At 46.1% G+C, this 19,359-nt stretch carries 19 protein-coding genes; 8 read left to right on the forward strand and 11 right to left on the reverse strand.

Translation table 11 applies throughout. The annotated features are described in order from the left end of the window. Nucleotides 1-160 precede the first annotated feature (160 nt). Nucleotides 161-1,039, forward strand: a complete 879-nt coding sequence (gene yihG / locus MKS89_RS00160) for a 1-acylglycerol-3-phosphate O-acyltransferase, YihG family (protein WP_072963433.1) — start codon at nt 161-163, stop codon at nt 1,037-1,039. 93 nt (nt 1,040-1,132) lie between these two features. Here yihG and MKS89_RS00165 read toward each other — a convergent pair whose 3' ends face one another. The 4 genes from MKS89_RS00165 to MKS89_RS00180 form a co-directional block, all read right to left on the reverse strand. After that, on the reverse strand, nt 1,133-1,732 hold the full coding sequence (locus MKS89_RS00165) for a thiol:disulfide interchange protein DsbA/DsbL (protein ID WP_072963435.1): 600 nt from the start codon (nt 1,730-1,732) through the stop codon (nt 1,133-1,135). A 149-nt stretch (nt 1,733-1,881) separates the two neighbouring features. Next, complete coding sequence (locus MKS89_RS00170; RefSeq protein ID WP_072963437.1) at nt 1,882-2,868, reverse strand: serine/threonine protein kinase; 987 nt, start codon at nt 2,866-2,868, stop codon at nt 1,882-1,884. A 131-nt stretch (nt 2,869-2,999) separates the two neighbouring features. Continuing rightward, nucleotides 3,000-4,889, reverse strand: coding sequence for a methyl-accepting chemotaxis protein (locus MKS89_RS00175; protein ID WP_072963440.1), 1,890 nt, complete (start codon nt 4,887-4,889; stop codon nt 3,000-3,002). A gap of 351 nt (nt 4,890-5,240) precedes the next feature. Further along, nucleotides 5,241-5,507 carry a YihD family protein gene (locus tag MKS89_RS00180; RefSeq protein WP_072963442.1) on the reverse strand — a complete coding sequence of 89 codons (267 nt, stop codon included), beginning with the start codon at nt 5,505-5,507 and terminating at the stop codon, nt 5,241-5,243. Nucleotides 5,508-6,133: 626 nt separating this feature from the next. Between MKS89_RS00180 and MKS89_RS00185 the strand changes: the two genes are divergently transcribed. Continuing rightward, complete coding sequence (locus MKS89_RS00185) at nt 6,134-6,925, forward strand: sporulation protein (RefSeq protein WP_072963445.1); 792 nt, start codon at nt 6,134-6,136, stop codon at nt 6,923-6,925. 69 nt (nt 6,926-6,994) lie between these two features. Beyond that, nucleotides 6,995-7,642 (forward strand): PAQR family membrane homeostasis protein TrhA, encoded by a 648-nt coding sequence (trhA, locus tag MKS89_RS00190; RefSeq protein ID WP_072963447.1) that lies wholly within the window; start codon nt 6,995-6,997, stop codon nt 7,640-7,642. 86 nt (nt 7,643-7,728) lie between these two features. On the opposite strand, the gene MKS89_RS00195 is transcribed toward trhA, so the two are convergent. The 5 genes from MKS89_RS00195 to def form a co-directional block, all read right to left on the reverse strand. Beyond that, nucleotides 7,729-9,174 (reverse strand): TrkH family potassium uptake protein, encoded by a 1,446-nt coding sequence (locus MKS89_RS00195; protein WP_072963449.1) that lies wholly within the window; start codon nt 9,172-9,174, stop codon nt 7,729-7,731. A gap of 12 nt (nt 9,175-9,186) precedes the next feature. Then, nucleotides 9,187-10,563: a Trk system potassium transporter TrkA gene (gene trkA, locus MKS89_RS00200; protein WP_072963452.1), complete on the reverse strand. Its 1,377-nt coding sequence runs from the start codon at nt 10,561-10,563 to the stop codon at nt 9,187-9,189. A gap of 78 nt (nt 10,564-10,641) precedes the next feature. Next, entirely contained in the window at nt 10,642-11,928 is a 1,287-nt protein-coding gene (rsmB, locus tag MKS89_RS00205) for a 16S rRNA (cytosine(967)-C(5))-methyltransferase RsmB (protein WP_072963485.1), read from the reverse strand. 51 nt (nt 11,929-11,979) lie between these two features. Continuing rightward, nucleotides 11,980-12,945 carry a methionyl-tRNA formyltransferase gene (gene fmt / locus MKS89_RS00210; protein WP_072963454.1) on the reverse strand — a complete coding sequence of 322 codons (966 nt, stop codon included), beginning with the start codon at nt 12,943-12,945 and terminating at the stop codon, nt 11,980-11,982. An 11-nt stretch (nt 12,946-12,956) separates the two neighbouring features. Next, nucleotides 12,957-13,478, reverse strand: a complete 522-nt coding sequence (gene def, locus MKS89_RS00215) for a peptide deformylase (protein ID WP_072963456.1) — start codon at nt 13,476-13,478, stop codon at nt 12,957-12,959. Nucleotides 13,479-13,654: 176 nt separating this feature from the next. On the opposite strand from def, the gene dprA reads away from it, so the two are divergent. From dprA to MKS89_RS00230, 3 genes are read left to right on the forward strand one after another with little or no spacing between them, the layout of a single operon-like run. Continuing rightward, nucleotides 13,655-14,815, forward strand: coding sequence for a DNA-processing protein DprA (dprA, locus tag MKS89_RS00220; protein ID WP_370737062.1), 1,161 nt, complete (start codon nt 13,655-13,657; stop codon nt 14,813-14,815). Nucleotides 14,816-14,820: 5 nt separating this feature from the next. After that, nucleotides 14,821-15,294, forward strand: a complete 474-nt coding sequence (locus tag MKS89_RS00225) for a DUF494 family protein (RefSeq protein ID WP_205409204.1) — start codon at nt 14,821-14,823, stop codon at nt 15,292-15,294. A gap of 10 nt (nt 15,295-15,304) precedes the next feature. After that, a complete protein-coding gene (locus MKS89_RS00230) occupies nt 15,305-15,874 on the forward strand; it encodes a DNA topoisomerase family protein (protein ID WP_072963461.1) in 570 nt (189 codons plus the stop codon). A 111-nt stretch (nt 15,875-15,985) separates the two neighbouring features. On the opposite strand, the gene MKS89_RS00235 is transcribed toward MKS89_RS00230, so the two are convergent. Then, entirely contained in the window at nt 15,986-17,116 is a 1,131-nt protein-coding gene (locus MKS89_RS00235) for a 5-(carboxyamino)imidazole ribonucleotide synthase (RefSeq protein WP_072963463.1), read from the reverse strand. 5 nt (nt 17,117-17,121) lie between these two features. Further along, a complete protein-coding gene (gene purE, locus MKS89_RS00240) occupies nt 17,122-17,607 on the reverse strand; it encodes a 5-(carboxyamino)imidazole ribonucleotide mutase (protein ID WP_072963465.1) in 486 nt (161 codons plus the stop codon). 216 nt (nt 17,608-17,823) lie between these two features. On the opposite strand from purE, the gene tsaC reads away from it, so the two are divergent. Both tsaC and hemF read left to right on the forward strand, forming a co-directional pair. Continuing rightward, nucleotides 17,824-18,381: an L-threonylcarbamoyladenylate synthase type 1 TsaC gene (gene tsaC / locus MKS89_RS00245; protein ID WP_072963468.1), complete on the forward strand. Its 558-nt coding sequence runs from the start codon at nt 17,824-17,826 to the stop codon at nt 18,379-18,381. A 17-nt stretch (nt 18,382-18,398) separates the two neighbouring features. Further along, entirely contained in the window at nt 18,399-19,313 is a 915-nt protein-coding gene (hemF, locus tag MKS89_RS00250; protein ID WP_072963471.1) for an oxygen-dependent coproporphyrinogen oxidase, read from the forward strand. The last annotated feature ends 46 nt before the right edge of the window (nt 19,314-19,359 follow it).

Here is a 19,359-nt window from a genome sequence, read left to right on the forward strand (position 1 = left end):
GTCTTTCTTGTTGAAAAACAGATCACTTGATTCGACGATTTAAGCAGTGTGGAACGGTATTTGGGCGCTATCGGCATGACGAAGAGAAGCATGTTATTCAATGACTAAATTTGTATAATCACACGCTATTTTATTTTTGAGCGGAAATGACGTCTATCTTATGCTGGCTTACGTTTTATTGGTTGTAAACGCCTGTTTGGTGTTGGTGAATACTGGTTTTTGTTCTGTTGCGATCTGTGTAGCGGCCTTGATCAAATTGTTGTTGCCGACGCCTGCTTTAAAAGCTTATGCGACGCGGCTTGCCAACTGGTTTATGTGGTTGTGGGCCACGGTAAATATGCGTATTTTGCACTTATCCAACCCTGTCGAATGGGACATTCAGGGTGTCGATGACTTAAATCGGCAGGGATGGTATCTCATGATCAGTAATCATATGAGCTGGACGGATATCGTCGTACTATGCAGTGTGTTTAAAAATCGAATCCCAATGCCGAAGTTTTTCTTAAAGCAACAGTTACTTTATGTCCCGTTTATCGGAATGAGTTGCTGGGCACTGGATATGCCGTTCATGCGTCGTTATTCAAGAGAATATCTGCTGCGCCATCCGGAAAAACGCGGTCAGGATCTGGCGACGACACGTCGCTCCTGTGCGAAATTCAAGAATACACCGACCACCGTGGTCAATTATGTTGAGGGGACGCGTTTTACAGCGGAGAAACAACGCGCAACCAAATCGAGCTATCGGCATCTGTTGCCACCGAAATCGGGAGGCATTGCTTATACGTTGGCGGCAATGGGTGAGCAGTTCGAGAACATTATCGATGTGACGCTGGCTTATCCGGATAACCAGGCCGTGCCATTTAAAGATATGTTGATGGGTAAAATGCAGCGCATTGTGGTTCGGGTTCGGGTTTTGCCGATTGATGAGCGGGTTTCCGGTGATTATTTCAATGACAAACCTTATAAGCGGCAGTTTCAGAAATGGTTGGGAGATGTTTGGGAGCACAAAGATGCGTTATTGGATGATATCTATCAATGATGCCGGATGAGCGATGCGATATCGACGAATCAGGGCGCCCAAAGGCGCCCTGATTGTTTTGAATTGTTCCGTTGAGGTTGTTTTTGGGATTGATTATTTTTTCAGCAAATAGTCAACCAGCTCGAAATATTGTTCGATTTTAATATCGTGTGGTGGCTGAACAAGGTACTTATTGTTGACGACAACCGCAGGAACCCCAGTCAGGCCACTGTTGTTAAAGGTATCATCGAAACGGCGAACCATAGAATCTACGGCAAAGCTGTTAAATGCATTATCGAATGATTTGCCATCAATCCCTTCATCAGTAAAGATTTGTTTTAAAGCTTTGTCGTTCTGAGGTGGGCGTCGTTTGTTATGAATGCGATCAAACATCACCGGCACCATTTTGTCTTCTACATTCAGAGAGACCATCGTTGCATAAGCTTTACTCATCGAATGCGCCATGTTGCCACCCATGAATGAAACATGAACTCGCTGGAATTCAGTCCCTGCCGGAAGTTGCGCTGCCAGTTTTTCAACAATGGGTTCAAACTCATGACAGTGTGGGCAGTAGAACGAGAAAAACTCCATCACTTTCGGGTTCTCGGAATGCGGTCGATCAAGTACTTTGTAGTATTTGCCTTCTTCAAACTGAGCGGCGTGAATAGACAGACTGACGAGTAAAGTTGTTAGTAAAGCAAAAAGCTTTTTCATGATGAACTCCATATGATTCGATTATTGTATTATACCCACCTAACTTCAAATCCTTCCTACTGCATATATTCAACGCTGGTGAAACATGTTTATGCAAAGCCACAGCAATGAATTTTATTGAAGTGATTCTTCAAGGTTGGGTATTGGGGCTACCATTGGGGCATAAAAGAAAGTGGTGTCTCTTCCAGTGCTGAAATTTGTTCTTTCAGTGCAAGCACTTGTCCCTCCCAATATTTGGGATCATTAAACCAAGGGAAAGCGACCGGAAACGCAGGATCTTGCCATCTTTTTGCCAACCATGCCATGTAATGTACCATGCGTAGACCACGCAACGGTTCAATTAGTTTCAATTCGGAAGGGTTAAAATCGCAAAATTCTTGGTAACCTTCAAGGATTGTATCGAGTTGTGTCAGTCGATCAGCACGATCGCCGTGCAGCAGCATCCATAAATCCTGAATTGCCGGGCCATTACGCGCATCATCCAAATCGACAAATATCGGGCCATCACGCCAGAGAATGTTGCCCGGATGGCAGTCTCCGTGGAGACGGATATTGCTCGTTTGTTGCGGCCAGAGCTGCGCTATCGTATGAATCAGCAAAGAGAGATCGGAAAAAAACGCCTTTTCGATATGGGATGGAATAAACGTTGATTGTTCCAGTAGTTGTTGGGGGCGATAGAGGTACTCGTCTAGTGTGACGGTTGGACGATGCGTAAAGGGTTGTTTGGTTCCGACTTGATGAATACGTCCCATAAATCGTCCGACCCACTCAAGCTGTTCAGCATTGTCAATTTCGAACTGGCGTCCCCCCTCACTGTGAAACAGTGCAAATCGATATCCTTGATAATGATGAAGTGTCTTGTCCATCAGGCAGATCGGTGCGGAAATCGGGACGTCTGATTCCGTGAGTTCTTGAGCAAATTGGTGCTCTTCCTCAATTTGTTCGTCCGACCATCGTTCCGGGCGATAAAATTTCACTACATAGCGCTGACGAGATTCATCGATAAATTGGTAAACCCGGTTTTCGTAGCTATTCAACGGCAAGAATCCGGATTCGGCACGGATACCGATGCTCTCTAGTGCATACCACATGAGGTCTGGGGTCAGTGCATCGAAGTGAAAGGTTGCTTGTGTCATGATCAGAGCTTGGCTTATCGGTCTGTGATGTGTGACGAAAGACTAACATTGATTCATGATATCCCCAAACAGGCTCAGTGCTTACCAGCCTGTCGGGGAGAATCGGTTTTCCATGTAAGTGGCGTAATGGCTTATGATAAGCGAAACGCATTGACAGACTGCGACAGATCGGCCGCTATCCCAGTGAGTTGGTGGGTTTTATCCGCATTGTCGTCTGAGGTTTCTGCTGTCGCCTTCGCCAGATCGTTGATCTCGACAATACTGGCATTGATCTCCGCGGAAACGTGGGTTTGTTGTTCTGCCGCTGTCGCGATCTGGCTATTCATATCCTGAATCACCGCCACGGATTGGCGGATCGTTTCTAAGGCGTTTGTTGCGTGTAATGATTGTTCTTCGGCATGTTTTGCCCCCTCAGTATTCGATGCAATGAGCTGAACCGTTTTCTGGGTCTCTCCCTGAAGTCGTTCAATGACCATCTGAATTTGCTCGGTGCTCTCTCGGGTCCTGCCGGCAAGTTCTCTGACTTCGTCTGCAACAACTGCAAATCCACGACCATTTTCACCAGCCCGGGCAGCTTCAATCGCGGCATTTAAGGCCAGCAGGTTAGTCTGCTCCGAGATGGTATTGATCACATCAAGAATTCCCCCGATATCAATGGTCTCTTTCTCCAATTGAGCCGTGGTTGTGACCACTTGTTCCATGCCTTGAGCCAACATCCGGATGTTTTGGTTCATCTCTTGGACGATGTCTAATCCTTGTTGCGATTTTTCAGCCGCTTCTTCCGCAGCTGAAGAGGCGTTCAGAGCATTTTGTGCGACTTCATCGACAGTCACGGTCATTTCATTCATCGCTGTTGAGGTTTGCTCCAACTGATTCATTTGGGATTGAGAGCTGTGATTGACATACTGGGCTGAAGAAGACAATGTCTGAGAGACTTGATCGATGTTCGTGGCCGAGTCATTGATATTGGTGATGATATGCCGAAGATTGGCCACCATGTGCAAAACGGATCGATAGATACCTGTCGCATGTTTTTGTGTTGTTAGCTGGTGAGAAAGATCGCCATGAGCAATTTGTTCGACGATATCAGATATCTGTTGGGGCTCTCCGCCAATCGGTTTATACATCAATTGAATAACCAACCAATAGACGATGCCTAGGGATAAGCTCAGTAACACAATGGCTAATACAATAGTTAAATATAAATTATGTTTTGATGGTTGAAGAATATTATCCCAGGTGTCCCATGACCAAACCATCCAATTCAGTGAATCAATGGTTATTTCTGTAACGTAATATTCTTTACCATTATGGGTATAAGAATGGACACTATTTTCTTTATTTTTATACGGTGCATAAGAGGGTCTTATTGTGAATATATTCTTGCCAATCTCATCTTTATTTTTTGATGAGAAAATAAATCCATCCGTTCGACTAACAAAGACTTGTTTATTTTCTGATATCTTGTCGACAAAAGCATTCACTGTATCTATTGAGAAGTTTGCCGATAGTACACCAATTACTTTTCCGTTTCGATATATTGGGTTGGCAAGTGCAATAACCGATCTACCCTCTATACTTTTAAACGGTGTCGTAACAATATTTTCGTCACCTTTCATACCGCGAATGAACCATTCTCGCTGGCGTTGTTTGGCATTGAAATTAGGAATAAAACCGTTGGTGTTACTTGAAAATGTTTTGCCGGAAGGTAGTGCAACATAAGCATTGAGGAGATCTATCTTGTCTGGAAGTTCCTTCAGCGTAGAGAGCAATTTTTTTTCGTCGATAATCCGGCCATCTTGAATGGGGAGGGTATCTCCGACAATATCAAGAATATGGAATATCCTTTTTGTTTCGAGCTCGAGAACTTGAGCAATTAATGTCGATTGATTGGTTAATTTCTCCGTGTAATTTTCGCTGGATGATGAGCGAAAATTATAAAAACATACAATTGAGATGATTGTAACAATGATAGTAAACAATCCGCCAATATAAGATATTAATTTAGCCTTCGCACTCACTGACGTTCCTCTTCTTTAATATAAGTATTCAGGTGAGTAGAGCATACCATTGCTGGTTGTTTATTTGTTGGTCAAATTTACTGGTTGGAGATGATCATTTTCGATAGACAACCCTATATAAAGTATGCTTATGAAAATTCATTATATAATTTAATATATCAACAAGTTCACATGTTTTTTATATATTTTATTGATGTGATTATTAGTTTATTCGATTCATTTAAAAATAAATTGAATGAAACATTTTATGAGTGTTCGGACACAATTCTATTGAATGATACTGGATGGTTTGTCGGTTCGATAAAAGGTTGGATTGATGTCATCGCAGACCCCGAATGGGGTCATGCGTGGTTATTCGATAATACCGCGAGCTTTCAAAATAGCGGTTTTAAAATCATCTTCCTGATCCTTTTTTAAGCCCGGAATCATCTCATCTTTGGCACTATGGCGCATTTTCAGATGATAGATCAGGGTATCGTCACTTAAATCGACTAAGTCGCCTTGATAACCGGCTTCGTTGGCGAGCTTGACCAAAAAGGTTAGCAGGTTTAACTCAGAATCTTTCTGCCACTCCGGTTCTAACAGATCGATCAGCTCTTCGATACGGTGACATTTCATCGGCTTCTCCATGAAGTTTGTATGGACTTATATAGGTAAAGTAGCAAATTGTAGGCAGGAAACCAACGTGAAAAGGCAATAAAAAAGCGCAGTGTTTGACTGCGCTTTCATTGGGTTGGCTTATGCTGCTTTTACTTCGGTTGATGTTTGCGGTTCTTCATGAACACGTTTCTCTGCCGGGGTCATTACAGGTGCAACTTTTACTTTTGGTCTAGAAGCTGCGAAGCTTGCTCGACGACGTGACGCACTACCATGTGAGTGCGAAAACCTGACTGCTGCTGGGCGCATATATATACCTAACGGTCAGACATTTCCCTTGCCATTTCAATGGCCTAGATTAGCTATTGAGTCAAGACTTCATCATCACTGCTGAAGGTGGGCTCATCTGGTGCAAACCGTTCCGAATAGCTGTCTAGGAATTTCGTATGTACAATTTATGTACACATGGCTAAGCATAGCATTTACATATGAATTGATCGATAACCTTTTGTTCATACAATGTCATAAAATTTAAATTATTGATGCTAAGAATTGAGTTCTGGCAAAGTTCAGTATTACTATGAATGACCCATTTAGCTCATGATCGGATGAGATAACGTTAATTGCAGAAGGCTGGGGAGGTCGATATGTCTTTTTTGAAGAAAACCCTCGCAAGTTTTGGTATCGGGTCAGCAAAAGTTGACTCTATTTTACAACAAGAGGTGCTCCAACCCGGACAACAGGCCAATGTCACGATCCATGTCTATGGGGGAGCAACAGCACAGGATATTGATAATATTGAAGCACGGTTGTGTTGTCGCTATATCGATGAAGAGCCGATTGGCGATGATCGTCAGGGAAGCCCTCGGACACAAAGAGTGCACCGGCACTGTGTTTTGGATCAATGGCGTTTGCCATATGCATTCACCATTCACCCCGGAGAGACTCGGGATTTTTTGGTGACATTCAATATTCCCTGGAATACACCTATTACGATTGGTGATGCAAAAGTTTGGTTGGAAACCGGGTTGGATATTGCGCTCGCCGCTGATCCGACAGATAAAGATGAAGTGACCGTACGACCGGAGCCATTACTCGATGCCGTATTTAGTGCTTTCGAGTCTCAGGGGTTCCGAATTCGTCAGGTTGAATGTGAAGCGGTCAGTGGATTCGAGCTGCCGTTCGTTCAGGAGTTCGAGTTTGTGCCAACAACCGGGCCCTATCATGGCCGCTGGCGTGAAGTTGAAGTCATCGCTTATCGTTCAGAGTCTGGCTTAGAATTATGGTTTGAAATTGATCGACAACAGCGCGGTGTCAGTGGCATGTTGTCTCATCTGCTTGGCAGTGGTGCGTTGAAACGTCATCTGATGATTCCGCTCGAAACACCGCTTGAACAGGTGGCGGAGCGAGTATTCGATTTCCTTGAGGAAAGCACGTAGAATTCAGCGTACACATGTAAGTTGAATTGTGTCATACTCAGCGACGATATGGATGCTCAGGAGTTTCACATGACCTCGTTGAATCAAGAATATACGTCCAAAGAAGAGATATGGAATTCGGTCACACATGGTGTCGGCTTGATTCTGGGCATCATCGGTTTAGTGATGCTACTGGTGAAAGCTACATCAGGAACCGATGATGTTTTGACGGTCACGAGTGTTACGATCTACGGTGGCAGCATCATTCTATTGTTTCTTGCGTCGACGCTTTATCATTCGATTCCGCTTCAGCGCGCCAAACGCTGGTTAAAAACGTTTGATCATTGTGCGATTTATCTGTTGATTGCCGGCAGTTATACCCCTTTCCTTCTGGTGAGCTTGAGAACCCCCTTAGCGATAGGACTGATGACCGTGATCTGGTTGATTGCGCTGGTTGGTATTGTCTTAAAAATCGCCTTTATTCATCGCTTTAAACGTTTGTCTTTAGTGATCTATGTCGTCATGGGATGGCTGTCTTTAATCGTGGTCTATCAGTTGGCGATTCACCTGAATATCGGCGGATTGACTTTGCTGGCTGCCGGGGGAATTATCTACACGCTCGGGGTGATTTTCTATGTGACGAAAAAGATCCCATATAATCATGCGATTTGGCATGGTTTCGTTCTCAGTGGCTGTGCTTGTCACTTCTTCTCTATTTATTATTATGTGTTGTCCTGAGTGTTGAGACCTTTGATGTCAAAAGTATCTGACGTACGACACTGACTATTGTGATGTCTGCTGGTGTGTGATGCTTTTTGTCGGTGTTAACTCCGCCAGAATGCGGGAAAGAACAGAACCAGAATCGTCAGAATTTCCAGCCTTCCCATTAACATACCAAAACTCAGAATCCATTTAGCCATGTCAGGAAGCGGCGCAAAGTTACCGGTCGGGCCGATGATATCTCCCATCCCCGGACCGACGTTTGAGACGGCTGTGATGGCGCCGGAAATGCTGGTTGTTGAATCCAATCCCATGGCACTGAGCGCAGCAGCAATGATGATGATTGTAATCCCAAAAGTCAGTGCAAAAGCGACAACGGAACGAATAATGTCATCCGTGACGGGGCGGTTATTATAGCGCTGAACAAAGACCCCGGAAGGATGAATGAGTTTCATCATCTGTCGATTGAGTAGCGTGATGGCAATTTGAAAACGGAATATTTTGATCCCACCGGCCGTCGAACCGGAACAGGCACCGGCCATCATTAAAAACGCAAATAATGTGCTGGGCAGCGCTCCCCAAGCAGTAAAGTCATCCAGCCCGTATCCCGTTGTCGTCACGACAGACACAATATTAAACATAGCAACCCGGATGGCATCCATCACGGGATAGCCGTTATGGATGATGAGCCACACAGCCACAATACTGCTTGCTGCGAGAAACAAATAGAAGAAACCGCGTACCTGAGCATCTTTATACAGTTCGATCGGTGTTTTTTTACGGATTGCTGAGACAAAAAGTAAGAAGGGTAATCCGCCAAGGAACATAAAAACGGTAGCAATCCAATGGGCGCCTTTCGAGAAGTGATTCATCGAACCATCAGAAGTCGAGTATCCTCCGGTCGATAATGTTGTGAAAGAGTGATTGATTGCCTCAAATACGGTCATGCCGGTCATGACATAGCCAATGCAGCATAAAAGCGTCAGAATGACGTAAACAATCACGATGTTTTTGGCGACAGTTTTGGCCCGGGGACTACTTTTATCGGACCAGTCAGAAGACTCCGTCTGGAACAGTTTCATTCCCCCGACATTGAGCATCGGCAGTATGGCTACCGCCATCACGATAAATCCGACCCCACCCAACCATTGTAAGATCGAGCGCCAGAGTAAGATGCTGGGCGCCATGTTATCCAGACCGCTCAGGACGGTGGAGCCGGTTGTCGTAATGCCGGACATCGTTTCAAAATAGGCGTCCGTAAAACTAATGTGATTGATAAACACGAAAGGGAGTGCAGCAAAAGCACTGGCGACCGTCCAGACTAAACTGGTGATCAGAAACATATCCCGGACATTCAGCTTAAAATTTGCAGTACGCCCGAGGGTCAGAAAAATAAAGGCTGCGACATGTGTGATCAGGACGGCCTGTCCGAAGTCCAGAAATCCGGCCGTGCCGCTGACAAAAGACACCAATGTCGGAACGTACATGAACAAAGCGAGTTTGGAGAGCACCAAGCCCAGAACAAATAGAATCGATTTCAGATTCAGCATGGTCATCAATCACTACAGGAAAAATGGGCTGGGCTGGAACAACGCTTCCACATCGGAAACATACTTCTTGTTGACCAAGAACATAACCACATGGTCATCTTGTTCGATGAGTGTCCGGTCATGGGCGATCAGGACCTCTTCACCTCGCACAATCGCACCGATAGTCGTACCGGGAGGCAGTTTGATATCCCCGACCGCTTTGCCGACAACTTTTGAGGTGGTTTCATCACCGTGAGCAATCGCTTCAATGGCTTCCGCAGCGCCACGGCGCAAGGAGGAGACATTAACGATATCAGCCCGGCGAACGTGTGTGAGTAACGCCGAAATAGTTGCCTGTTGTGGCGATATAGCGACATCAATGACACCACCTTGCACGAGGTCTACATAAGCGCTTCTCTGAATCAGAACCATTACTTTTTTGGCGCCTAAGCGTTTTGCCAGCATGGCAGACATAATATTGGTTTCATCTTCATTGGTCAGGGCAATGAACACATCCACTTGATCGATGTTTTCTTCAGCCAGCAGCTCTTGATCCGCAGCGTCACCACAAAACACAATGGTATTTTCCAACTGTTCCGACAGATATTCAGCACGCTGGTAGCTTCTTTCTATCAGTTTGACACTGTAGCTATGCTCCAGACGTCTGGCGAGACTTGCCCCGATGTTACCACCCCCGACGATCATGATTCTGCGGTAAGGTCTCTCCAGACGCTGTAGTTCACTCATGACGGAACGGATATGATTACTGGCAGCGACAAAGAAAACTTCATCATCGGCTTCAATGACCGTTGTTCCCTGAGGACGAATGGGTCTGCCTTGACGGAAAATGGCTGCAACGCGGGTTTCGATATGCGGCATATGTTCGCGCAGTGCTGAGAGTGCATTGCCAACGAGTGGACCCCCATAATACGCTTTTACCGCGACCAGGCTGACTTTTTGATTGGCGAAGCTGACCACTTGTAGTGCACCGGGATAGTGGACTAAGCGCTCGATATAACTGGTTACCAGTTCTTCCGGCGCAATCAAATGGTCTACCGGGACTGCCCCGGAATGAAAGAGTGTTTCTTTTTCAGCAAGGTATTCAGGAGAACGAATTCGGGCGATACGGTTCGGTGTATTAAACAAGGTAAATGCGACCTGACAGGCAACCATATTGGTTTCATCGGTGTTTGTCACCGCCACCAGCATATCGGCATCCTGAGCGCCAGCTTCTTTGAGAACTCCCGGATGGCTGGCATGTCCGTTGACAACACGAAGGTCGTATTTGTCCTGAAGTTCTCTCAGGCGGTCACTACTCTTATCGACAATCGTAATATCGTTGTTTTCACCAACTAGGTTTTCCGCCAGTGTGCCACCTACCTGACCGGCTCCAAGAATGATGATTTTCATAACATAATCTCTTGTTTACCACTGAAAAGACAGTGCGCTTAAAATCCGTGATGACTCAGATATATGTTTCAAGTCACACTAGACGGTTTTCCGTAACACTGCGTAATAGAAACCATCCATATCATTTTCTCCCGGCAGAATTTGTCGCCCCGGATTATCAATTTCTGAATTTATCAGTTGTGCATCTAATGTTCGAGATAAAAACGTTTTTATCTGCTGACTATTTTCTTGAGGTAATACCGAACAAGTGGCGTAAACCATGGTTCCACCGGGTTTTAACTGGGCCCACATCGCATCCAGAATTTCACTTTGCAGCGAGACCAATGCGGTAATGTCATCGGCACGACGCAGCCATTTTATATCCGGATGTCTCCGGATAACACCAGTTGCCGAACAGGGAGCATCCAGTAAAATACGGTCAAACATCTCCCCATGCCACCAATCTTCAGGGTGCCGGGCATCTCCGCAGATGATTTTGGCATCCAGATTGAGTCGCTCAAGGTTCTCATTCACCCGCTTTAATCTTGACGAATCACAATCGACGGCAACCACTTGTGCATCGGGAATCTGTTCCAGAATATGTGCCGTTTTACCACCGGGTGCGGCACAACAGTCAAGAATCAGTTCTTTGGCCTGCGGTGCTAAATAATGGACCGATAACTGTGCCGCAGCATCCTGAACGGATACCCAGCCTTGCTCAAACCCCGGTAATAATTTGACATCACAAGGCGTCGCCAATTTTATGGCGTCTTTGGCTTCCGGATGTAGACTCACATCAATGTTTTGTTCTTCCAGTAGCTTCAAGTAACTTTCAGTCGTGTGATGCTGATGGTTGATCCGAAGCCACATCGGTGCTTTGTGATTGTTGGCTATGACGATAGACTGCCATTGCTCAGGATAGCTTTCCTGCAGTGATTTCAATAACCATTTAGGATGACAGTATTGAACGGCATCATGTTTGCTGTCTTGTAGGCGTTGATCGATCGATGCACTGTTGCGCTGATAATTTCTCAGAATCGCGTTCACTAAACCGCGTAGGCGTGAGCCTTTTAAATCCTGAGTTGCGCTGACGGTCTCTCCGACGGCAGCATGGTCAGGGATGCGCATAAATTGAATTTGATACAAGCCCACCAGAATTAAATGATGAAAAACTCGTTTTTTTCCGGTCAGTGGTTGACTGATCAGTTCATGTGCAGCGGCTTCTAAACGCGGAAGATAGCGAAGTACACCGAAACAGATCTCCTGAAGGAGCGCATGATCTCTGGGTTTTATTTTTTTCTGGGCCTCTGGTAATACAGAGGACAGTGATGCACCTTGGTCAACAACTTGAAAAACAACTGAAGCGGCAGCAGCACGAACATTCATCATGAATCTGAACCTTTAGTAAAGTAGATAACCGATCGGTTATCGATCGTATTAATTGAGCTGAGTTCCTACCCCAAACCACTCGGCGCGGGCATTGAGAATATCCTGAACAGGCATTGCTTTTTTGCCGGGAACTTGCAGTTGTTCTAAAACCAGAACATCTTTTCCTGTCGCAATATAAATGCCAGTTTTATCCGCTCGAATGATGGTTCCGGCTGGCTGGTCAGTCGATGCGTGTTCAACACGACTCTGCCAGACCTTAATGGCGGGGGATGACTCTGCTTTGGGATCGGTTACGGAAAAATGACTGACAGGCCAAGGATTGAATGCCCGGATACAGCGTTCAATAAAATCGGCTGGTTGTGACCAGTCTATACGGGCTTCTTCTTTACTCAGCTTCTGCGCGTAACTCGCGAGTTGGTCATCCTGACGAACGGGTGTTATTTGCTTAGTGCTTACTGCATTGAGCGTTTCAATGAGCGCTTGTGGCCCTAAATGGGCAAGTTTCTCGTACATTGAAGCACTGGTATCGGTTGATTCGATGGGGAGTTTGGCAATCGATAGCATGTCGCCGGTATCTAATCCCGCATCCATCTGCATGATTGTAACACCAGTCTCTTGATCGCCCGCCCAGATAGAACGCTGGATAGGCGCTGCACCACGCCATTTAGGCAGAATCGAACCATGCACGTTGATACACCCTAGTTGTGGGGTATCCAGAATAGCTTGAGGAAGTAAGAGTCCATAGGCGACAACAACCATCAAATCAGCATTGAGTTCGGCCAGTTGTTGCTTGCTTTCTGTTGATTTGAAATTTTCCGGTTGATAAACCGGAATCTGATGCGCTGTCGCCAAGGTTTTGACTGGGCTGGCGGTCAGTTTCTTGCCACGTCCCGCGGGGCGGTCGGGCTGGGTGTAAACTGCAATGACCTCATGCTCTGAAGACAATAATGCCGCCAGATGACGGGCGGCAAAATCCGGAGTTCCGGCAAAAATAATTCTGAGTGACTGACTCACCGTGACCTCACTTATGCTTCATTTTTATTTTTTTCGTTCGCGCGTTTGATTTTTTCCAGCTTCTCTTTAATCCGTTTACGTTTTAGCGGAGAGAGATAATCGACGAATAATTTCCCTTGAAGGTGATCTAACTCGTGTTGTACACAGATAGCCAGAAGGTCATCGGCTTCAAAGGTAAATTCTTTTCCGTCTCTGTCGAGTGCTCGAACCTTCACTTCTGCCGCTCTTGGAATCAGTGCTCTTGATCCCGGAACCGATAGACATCCTTCTTCGATACCATCTTCTCCCCGTTTTTCGAGGATTTCAGGGTTAATCAATACACGAGGCTGATCGCGGGTTTCAGAGACATCTATCACCACGATACGCTGATGAAAATCAACCTGTGTTGCTGCCAGGCCAATCCCATCTTCTTGGTACATGGTTTCGATCATGTCATCAACGAACTTCTGGATTTCAGGTGTGACTTCTTGAACGGGTTTTGCAACCGTTCTTAAACGTTCATCAGGAAAAGTTAATACTTGTAATACAGACATATACACTCAAATTGTTGAAATGTGCCGAAACAATAAAAAGTCCAATGCTCCAATTCTAGACATTTTAAGACCTAATTGACAGCATTGTGAGTGATAAATCGAAGTGATTATTAATTATCCGTCGATTAAACCATTGTTTCACCAATTTACGACTTAGTATCAGGATATCTCCGGAGATGTACCAATCAGCCTCGCATGTTACAGAACACGACCGACTATTGATGTGGATAAAACTCTGCCTGACACCTCGTCTGGGAACGCAGTCGTTGTTAAAGCTACTCGGCAAAGCATCGCTTGAGTCGTTGAGCCATTATTCTGAAAAAGAGTGGCTTGCTTTGGGACTCTCGCCCGCGCAGGTCTCTTATCTGCTCTCCGGAGCTGCGAATCAAGTGGCCGAAGATTGCCTCGAATGGCAAGTGCGTGGCAAGTATCGTCATATCGTGACTTATTTTTCACCGGATTATCCGGCACTATTGAAAGAAATTCCGTCTCCGCCACCATTGTTGTTTGTGCAGGGAGAGATTTCGCTGCTATCCGTGCCACAGATAGCCATTGTCGGCAGCCGCCATGCCAGTATGCAAGGATTGCAAGATGCGTGGCATTTTGCGAATGGATTTGCTCAGCATCAAGTAGCAGTGACCAGTGGGTTAGCGCTAGGGATTGATGGTCAGGCTCATATGGGAGCAATCGAAGGTGGCGGTAAAACCATTGCTGTTTTAGGGGCGGGCTTAGAGCGTATCTATCCGGCCCGGCATCGTGGGCTGGCTGAGCGGATACTTGAACAACAGTCCGGTGTTCTGGTGTCAGAATTTTGTCCTTCAACACCACCGAAATCAATGAACTTTCCTCGCCGTAACCGAATTATCAGTGGGTTATCTCTGGGAGTGCTGGTGATTGAAGCTGCGGAAAAGAGTGGGTCATTGATTACCGCAAGATATGCTGTTGAGCAAAATCGGGATGTTTTTGTGATCCCGGGCGCGATTCATCAGCACGGTTATCGGGGAAGTAATGCACTAATCCGTGATGGCGCTTGCTTAGTTCAGAATATTGAACAGGTACTCTCTGAAGTTGGTACGTTATCTGCTTGGGTAAAGAAAGAAGAGAAGCGAGAAGAGAAAATTCAGCAAAATGAGCTTTTTCCGCCATTAATTGACGACGAAGAATTGCCATTTGCTGAAGTGTTAGCTAACGTAGGGGTAAAAGCGACGCCAGTTGATATTCTTGCAACGCGAACCCATATACCAGTTCATGAAGTGATGAGACAGCTACTAGAGCTGGAATTATCCGGGCACGTGATTGCAGTTGCTGGTGGCTATATTCGTAAGGGGAGGGGCTAGCTATGATGATGGATATTCTTATGTATCTATTCGAAACTTACATCCATAGCGATGCTGAGTTACAAGTTGATCAAGATGAGTTAGAGGATGAGCTCCTGCGTGCAGGTTTTCATCAGAAAGAGATCTACAAAGCCCTTAACTGGTTGGAAGAATTGGCATGTCTACAACAAAGTGATGTGCATTCTCCGTTATCGATCAGTGCTGCAACAGCAATGCGAGTCTATACCGAGAAAGAGACTGCCCGACTTGATGTTGAATGCCGCGGATTCCTTTTGTTCTTGGAACAAATTAAAGTGCTGACCCCTGAAACTCGAGAAATGGTTATTGATCGAGTGATGGGACTAGAAACCAATGAATTTGAACTAGATGATTTGAAATGGATTATTCTGATGGTGCTATTCAATGTTCCGGGTAATGAGAGTGCCTATACGCTGATGGAAGAATGGTTGTATACCAAAGAGCAAGGCATTTTGCACTGATAGAGATTCAATGAGTCGTCATATAGATCAGCAATTATTTTCTGCACATGAACATGCTTTGGATGAAGTTGAGTCATGTCCCCAATGTGGTAGTGCGTTACAGTTGCGTCATGGTAAACACGGACCATTCTGGGGCTGCTCTGCCTATCCTGCATGTGATTATATTCGCCCGCGTCACCAGCAAGATGGTCATATTATCAAAGCCTTAGGTGTGCCCTGCCCTGAGTGTGGCAATGAGTTGGTATTAAGGCAGGGCCGTTATGGCATGTTTATCGGCTGTAGCCATTTCCCGCAATGTCATCATATTGAATCTTCCGATCCGCCCAAGACTGAACAACCCCGAGAGGTGTGTTGTCCGGAATGTCACACCGGTCAATTGGTTGAACGAAAATCCCGGTTTGGTAAGACTTTCTGGGCTTGCGATCAGTATCCGAAGTGTAAGTTTGCGATCAATGCTCCGCCAGTGATTGGGCAATGTAGCGAATGTGGTTTCCCGCTGTTGATTGAAAAAAAATCGGCATCCGGTATGACATTGATGTGTGCTGCCCGGCGGTGTGGTCATGTTCAAGAGACTGAATAGCTGAATGATGAAATAAGTTACCAAGGGCAGTGATACCCTTGGTTGATGAGTCGGTTATTTAAGCTCTGGTTTGAAAAATGTATCAAACCATGGACTGCATGATATCACTGATTATTTATGTTGGCTGGCGAATTGATGGACTGCTGGAAATGCATCTGCCGGAAGTATGTCAGCCAGCGAACAGATGATCCGCTCCAGCTCTGCATAGTAATCTGCACTGACATTGATATGTCCCATCTTTCTGCCTGAACGTTTTTCTTTACCATACCAGTGGATATGACATCCTTCCGTTGCCAGAATCTCTGAGGGGAGTGTATCTTCGCCCAGAATATTCACCATACATGTGGGGCGAATCAGTTTTGTACTGCCCAGAGGTAAACCACATACTGCACGTAAATGATTCTCAAACTGGCATGTATCTGCGCCCTGTTGAGTCCAGTGTCCTGAGTTGTGTACCCGAGGCGCGATCTCGTTGACAAGTAACTGCCCCTGAACATCAAAAAATTCCAGCGCAAGGACACCCACGTAATTGAGCGTATTCGCAACTGCTTCAAACATGGTTTTGCCCTGTTGCTGTAACATTTGCGCATCAATGGATGTTGATAGACTCAGTACACCATCGGTGTGGATATTTTCTGATAGTGGGTAAACAACCCATTGCCCATCTTTGCCACGAGCTCCAACCAGTGATACTTCGCGATCAAAGGGGACAAATTCCTCAGCAACAATCGCTTGATTGTCACTGGCTTCAATACATTGTTGCATTTCAGGCCAGATTGCATCGGCATCGGTTGTTGATTTTAGTCGCCATTGACCTTTTCCGTCATACCCGCCTAAAGCACTCTTCAGAACCATTGGTATACCGACATGGCGAATCGCACTGTCAAAATCATCTCTGGTTTTGATGACAAAATACTTGGCATTTTTGACGCCGGCTTCATCAAGCAGTGCTTTTTCGAGACGACGGTCACCACCGGTTTTGATGGCTTGCGCGCCGGGGAGTAGTTTCCCACTCTGTTCACACTGGTGGAGAACATCATGTGGAATGTGTTCAAATTCGGCAGTAATGACATCCGCTTGCTGAATAGCATTTTCCAAACCATGCCCTTGTACTTCCTGAGTCAGCGGATGAATCATCTGCCCACTGACCACATCGAAGGCGCTAATGTGAATGTTCAAGGGCGCTCCGGCAAGTGACATCATCCGCGCGAGTTGGCCTGCGCCTAAGACAAGTACGTGCATACTGGTTATTCCTCGGTTGGGTCTGGATGGGCAAGAACGGTATCTGTTTGCGATTGACGAAACGCTTCAACTTTTTGCATGACCTGTTCATCGTGAACACCAATGATTTGCGCTGCCAGAATACCTGCGTTCGCTGCACCAGCTTCACCAATTGCTAAGGTGCCGACCGCGATACCTTTAGGCATCTGAACGATAGAAAGTAGCGAATCCATTCCTTTTAGCGCCTTGGATTGAACCGGAACACCCAGCACGGGTAGACTGGTAAAAGCTGCGGCCATGCCCGGCAAATGAGCAGCGCCGCCAGCACCGGCGATGATCACTTTGAGACCACGTGCTTTGGCTTGACTTGCATAGTCGGCCAGTAACTGAGGTGTACGGTGTGCTGAAACGACCTTGGTTTCATATTCTACACCGAATTGCTCTAACATTTCTGCGGCGAGCTTCATCGTTGGCCAATCGGACTTCGAGCCCATTATAATTCCGACTTTCATCTCAGACTCCTTCAGGTTTATTGCAATACTCAAGTATGTTTATGCTGTCAACGTGCGACAATTTTGCGCGCATTATACGGGGAAATTTGCCGAAGGAAAACGTTTGCGTCCGGAAGGTTCCCCCGATAACGTATTTTCGGACAAAATTGATTTCGTTTTCTGGCATGATCGTTTGTACACTAGTGGCATCATCATTCGAGCATAATGAGAAGTATTGTGAATAATTTTGAGCAGGTGCTTGATGCGTTGCATCAAGGTGATGTGATTGCCTATCCGACCGAAGGCGTATTTGGCGTTGGGTGTGATCCTGACCAGCCTGACGCGATTCAAAAGTTACTGGAAATCAAAAACCGTCCGGTTGAAAAAGGGTTGATTCTCATTGCATCCAGTTATGCGCAGTTACAACCTTACATTGATGAAAGTCAGCTTTCAGCACAACAATTGGCCCATGTTCAAGCCAGTTGGCCGGGACCGGTCACCTGGGTTATGCCGGCCAGTGATCGTGTTTCGGTTTGGCTCTGTGGTTTGTTTGATACGATTGCCGTACGGGTCACGGATCATCCGCAGGTTCGGCAGTTGTGCGATGCTTATGGCAAGCCCATTACTTCAACCAGTGCCAATTTAACCGGCCAGCCGCCTTGTATGACGACAGAAGCGGTGCAGCAGCAACTTGGTCACTGTCTCCATGCTATTTTGGCCGGGCAAACCGGTGGGCGCGATAAACCCAGTGAGATTCGAGATGCACGCACGCTAGAAGTATTAAGACAAGGGTAGAGACAAGGGAAATCGCGATGAGTGGTATTGATAAACAGGCCGTTAAAACTTTTTTACTGCAACTACAGGATTCAATTTGTCAGCAGCTTGAAGCCGCTGATGGTATGTCCCGATTTGAGCAAGATGAATGGCACCGCGAACCGGGTGACCGATTGGGTGGCGGCGGACGTAGTCGTGTGATGTGTAATGGTCAGGTATTTGAACAGGGTGGGGTTAATTTTTCCCATGTCACCGGTCATGAAATGCCTGCGTCTGCAACGGCACATCGACCGGAGTTAAAAGGACGTCGATTCGAAGCAATGGGCGTTTCTTTGGTCATGCATCCCAATAATCCTTACGTTCCCACTTCACATATGAATGTTCGCTTCTTCATTGCAGAAAAGGACGGTGAATCACCCGTTTGGTGGTTTGGTGGCGGGTTTGACTTAACCCCATTCTATCCGTTTGACGAAGATTGCCATCATTGGCACCAAGTGGCGAAAGAGATTTGTCAGCCGTTTGGTTCAGAGGTTTATCTACAACATAAGGATTGGTGTGATCGGTACTTTTTCTTACCGCATCGAGAAGAAACCCGCGGTGTTGGCGGACTTTTCTTTGATGATCTGAATCAGTGGGATTTCGACACCTGCTTTGCTTATATCCGAGCGGTCGGTGAGGGATACACTCGCGCTTATCTGCCCATTGTTGAGCGGCGCAAAGACTGTCAGTTTACTGAGCATGAACGTCAGTTCCAGCTGTACCGACGAGGGCGATATGTGGAATTTAATCTGGTGTTTGATCGGGGCACATTGTTTGGTCTGCAATCGGGTGGTCGAACCGAGTCGATTCTGATGTCTATGCCGCCACTGGTTCGTTGGGAGTACGGTTATCAACCTCAGCCCGACAGTGCAGAAGCGTGTCTGACGGAATATTTGACGCCAAGAGATTGGTGACAGTGTTCGTCGGGAGTGATAGGGTCAAAAGATTCTTTTCTATTTT

It is taken from the genome of Vibrio gazogenes (assembly GCF_023920225.1).
Taxonomy (GTDB): domain Bacteria; phylum Pseudomonadota; class Gammaproteobacteria; order Enterobacterales; family Vibrionaceae; genus Vibrio; species Vibrio gazogenes.

Excerpts from the sequence above, each read along its gene's own strand:
- yihG (WP_072963433.1), top strand. The coding sequence starts at position 161 with ATGCTGGCTTACGTTTTATTGGTTGTAAACGCCTGTTTGGTGTTGGTG.
- MKS89_RS00165 (WP_072963435.1), bottom strand. The coding sequence starts at position 1,732 with ATGAAAAAGCTTTTTGCTTTACTAACAACTTTACTCGTCAGTCTGTCT.
- MKS89_RS00170 (WP_072963437.1), bottom strand. The coding sequence starts at position 2,868 with ATGACACAAGCAACCTTTCACTTCGATGCACTGACCCCAGACCTCATG.
- MKS89_RS00180 (WP_072963442.1), bottom strand. The coding sequence starts at position 5,507 with ATGAAATGTCACCGTATCGAAGAGCTGATCGATCTGTTAGAACCGGAG.
- MKS89_RS00185 (WP_072963445.1), top strand. The coding sequence starts at position 6,134 with ATGTCTTTTTTGAAGAAAACCCTCGCAAGTTTTGGTATCGGGTCAGCA.
- trhA (WP_072963447.1), top strand. The coding sequence starts at position 6,995 with ATGACCTCGTTGAATCAAGAATATACGTCCAAAGAAGAGATATGGAAT.
- MKS89_RS00195 (WP_072963449.1), bottom strand. The coding sequence starts at position 9,174 with ATGCTGAATCTGAAATCGATTCTATTTGTTCTGGGCTTGGTGCTCTCC.
- trkA (WP_072963452.1), bottom strand. The coding sequence starts at position 10,563 with ATGAAAATCATCATTCTTGGAGCCGGTCAGGTAGGTGGCACACTGGCG.
- rsmB (WP_072963485.1), bottom strand. The coding sequence starts at position 11,928 with ATGAATGTTCGTGCTGCTGCCGCTTCAGTTGTTTTTCAAGTTGTTGAC.
- def (WP_072963456.1), bottom strand. The coding sequence starts at position 13,478 with ATGTCTGTATTACAAGTATTAACTTTTCCTGATGAACGTTTAAGAACG.
- dprA (WP_370737062.1), top strand. The coding sequence starts at position 13,655 with ATGTACCAATCAGCCTCGCATGTTACAGAACACGACCGACTATTGATG.
- MKS89_RS00225 (WP_205409204.1), top strand. The coding sequence starts at position 14,821 with ATGATGGATATTCTTATGTATCTATTCGAAACTTACATCCATAGCGAT.
- MKS89_RS00230 (WP_072963461.1), top strand. The coding sequence starts at position 15,305 with ATGAGTCGTCATATAGATCAGCAATTATTTTCTGCACATGAACATGCT.
- MKS89_RS00235 (WP_072963463.1), bottom strand. The coding sequence starts at position 17,116 with ATGCACGTACTTGTCTTAGGCGCAGGCCAACTCGCGCGGATGATGTCA.
- purE (WP_072963465.1), bottom strand. The coding sequence starts at position 17,607 with ATGAAAGTCGGAATTATAATGGGCTCGAAGTCCGATTGGCCAACGATG.
- hemF (WP_072963471.1), top strand. The coding sequence starts at position 18,399 with ATGAGTGGTATTGATAAACAGGCCGTTAAAACTTTTTTACTGCAACTA.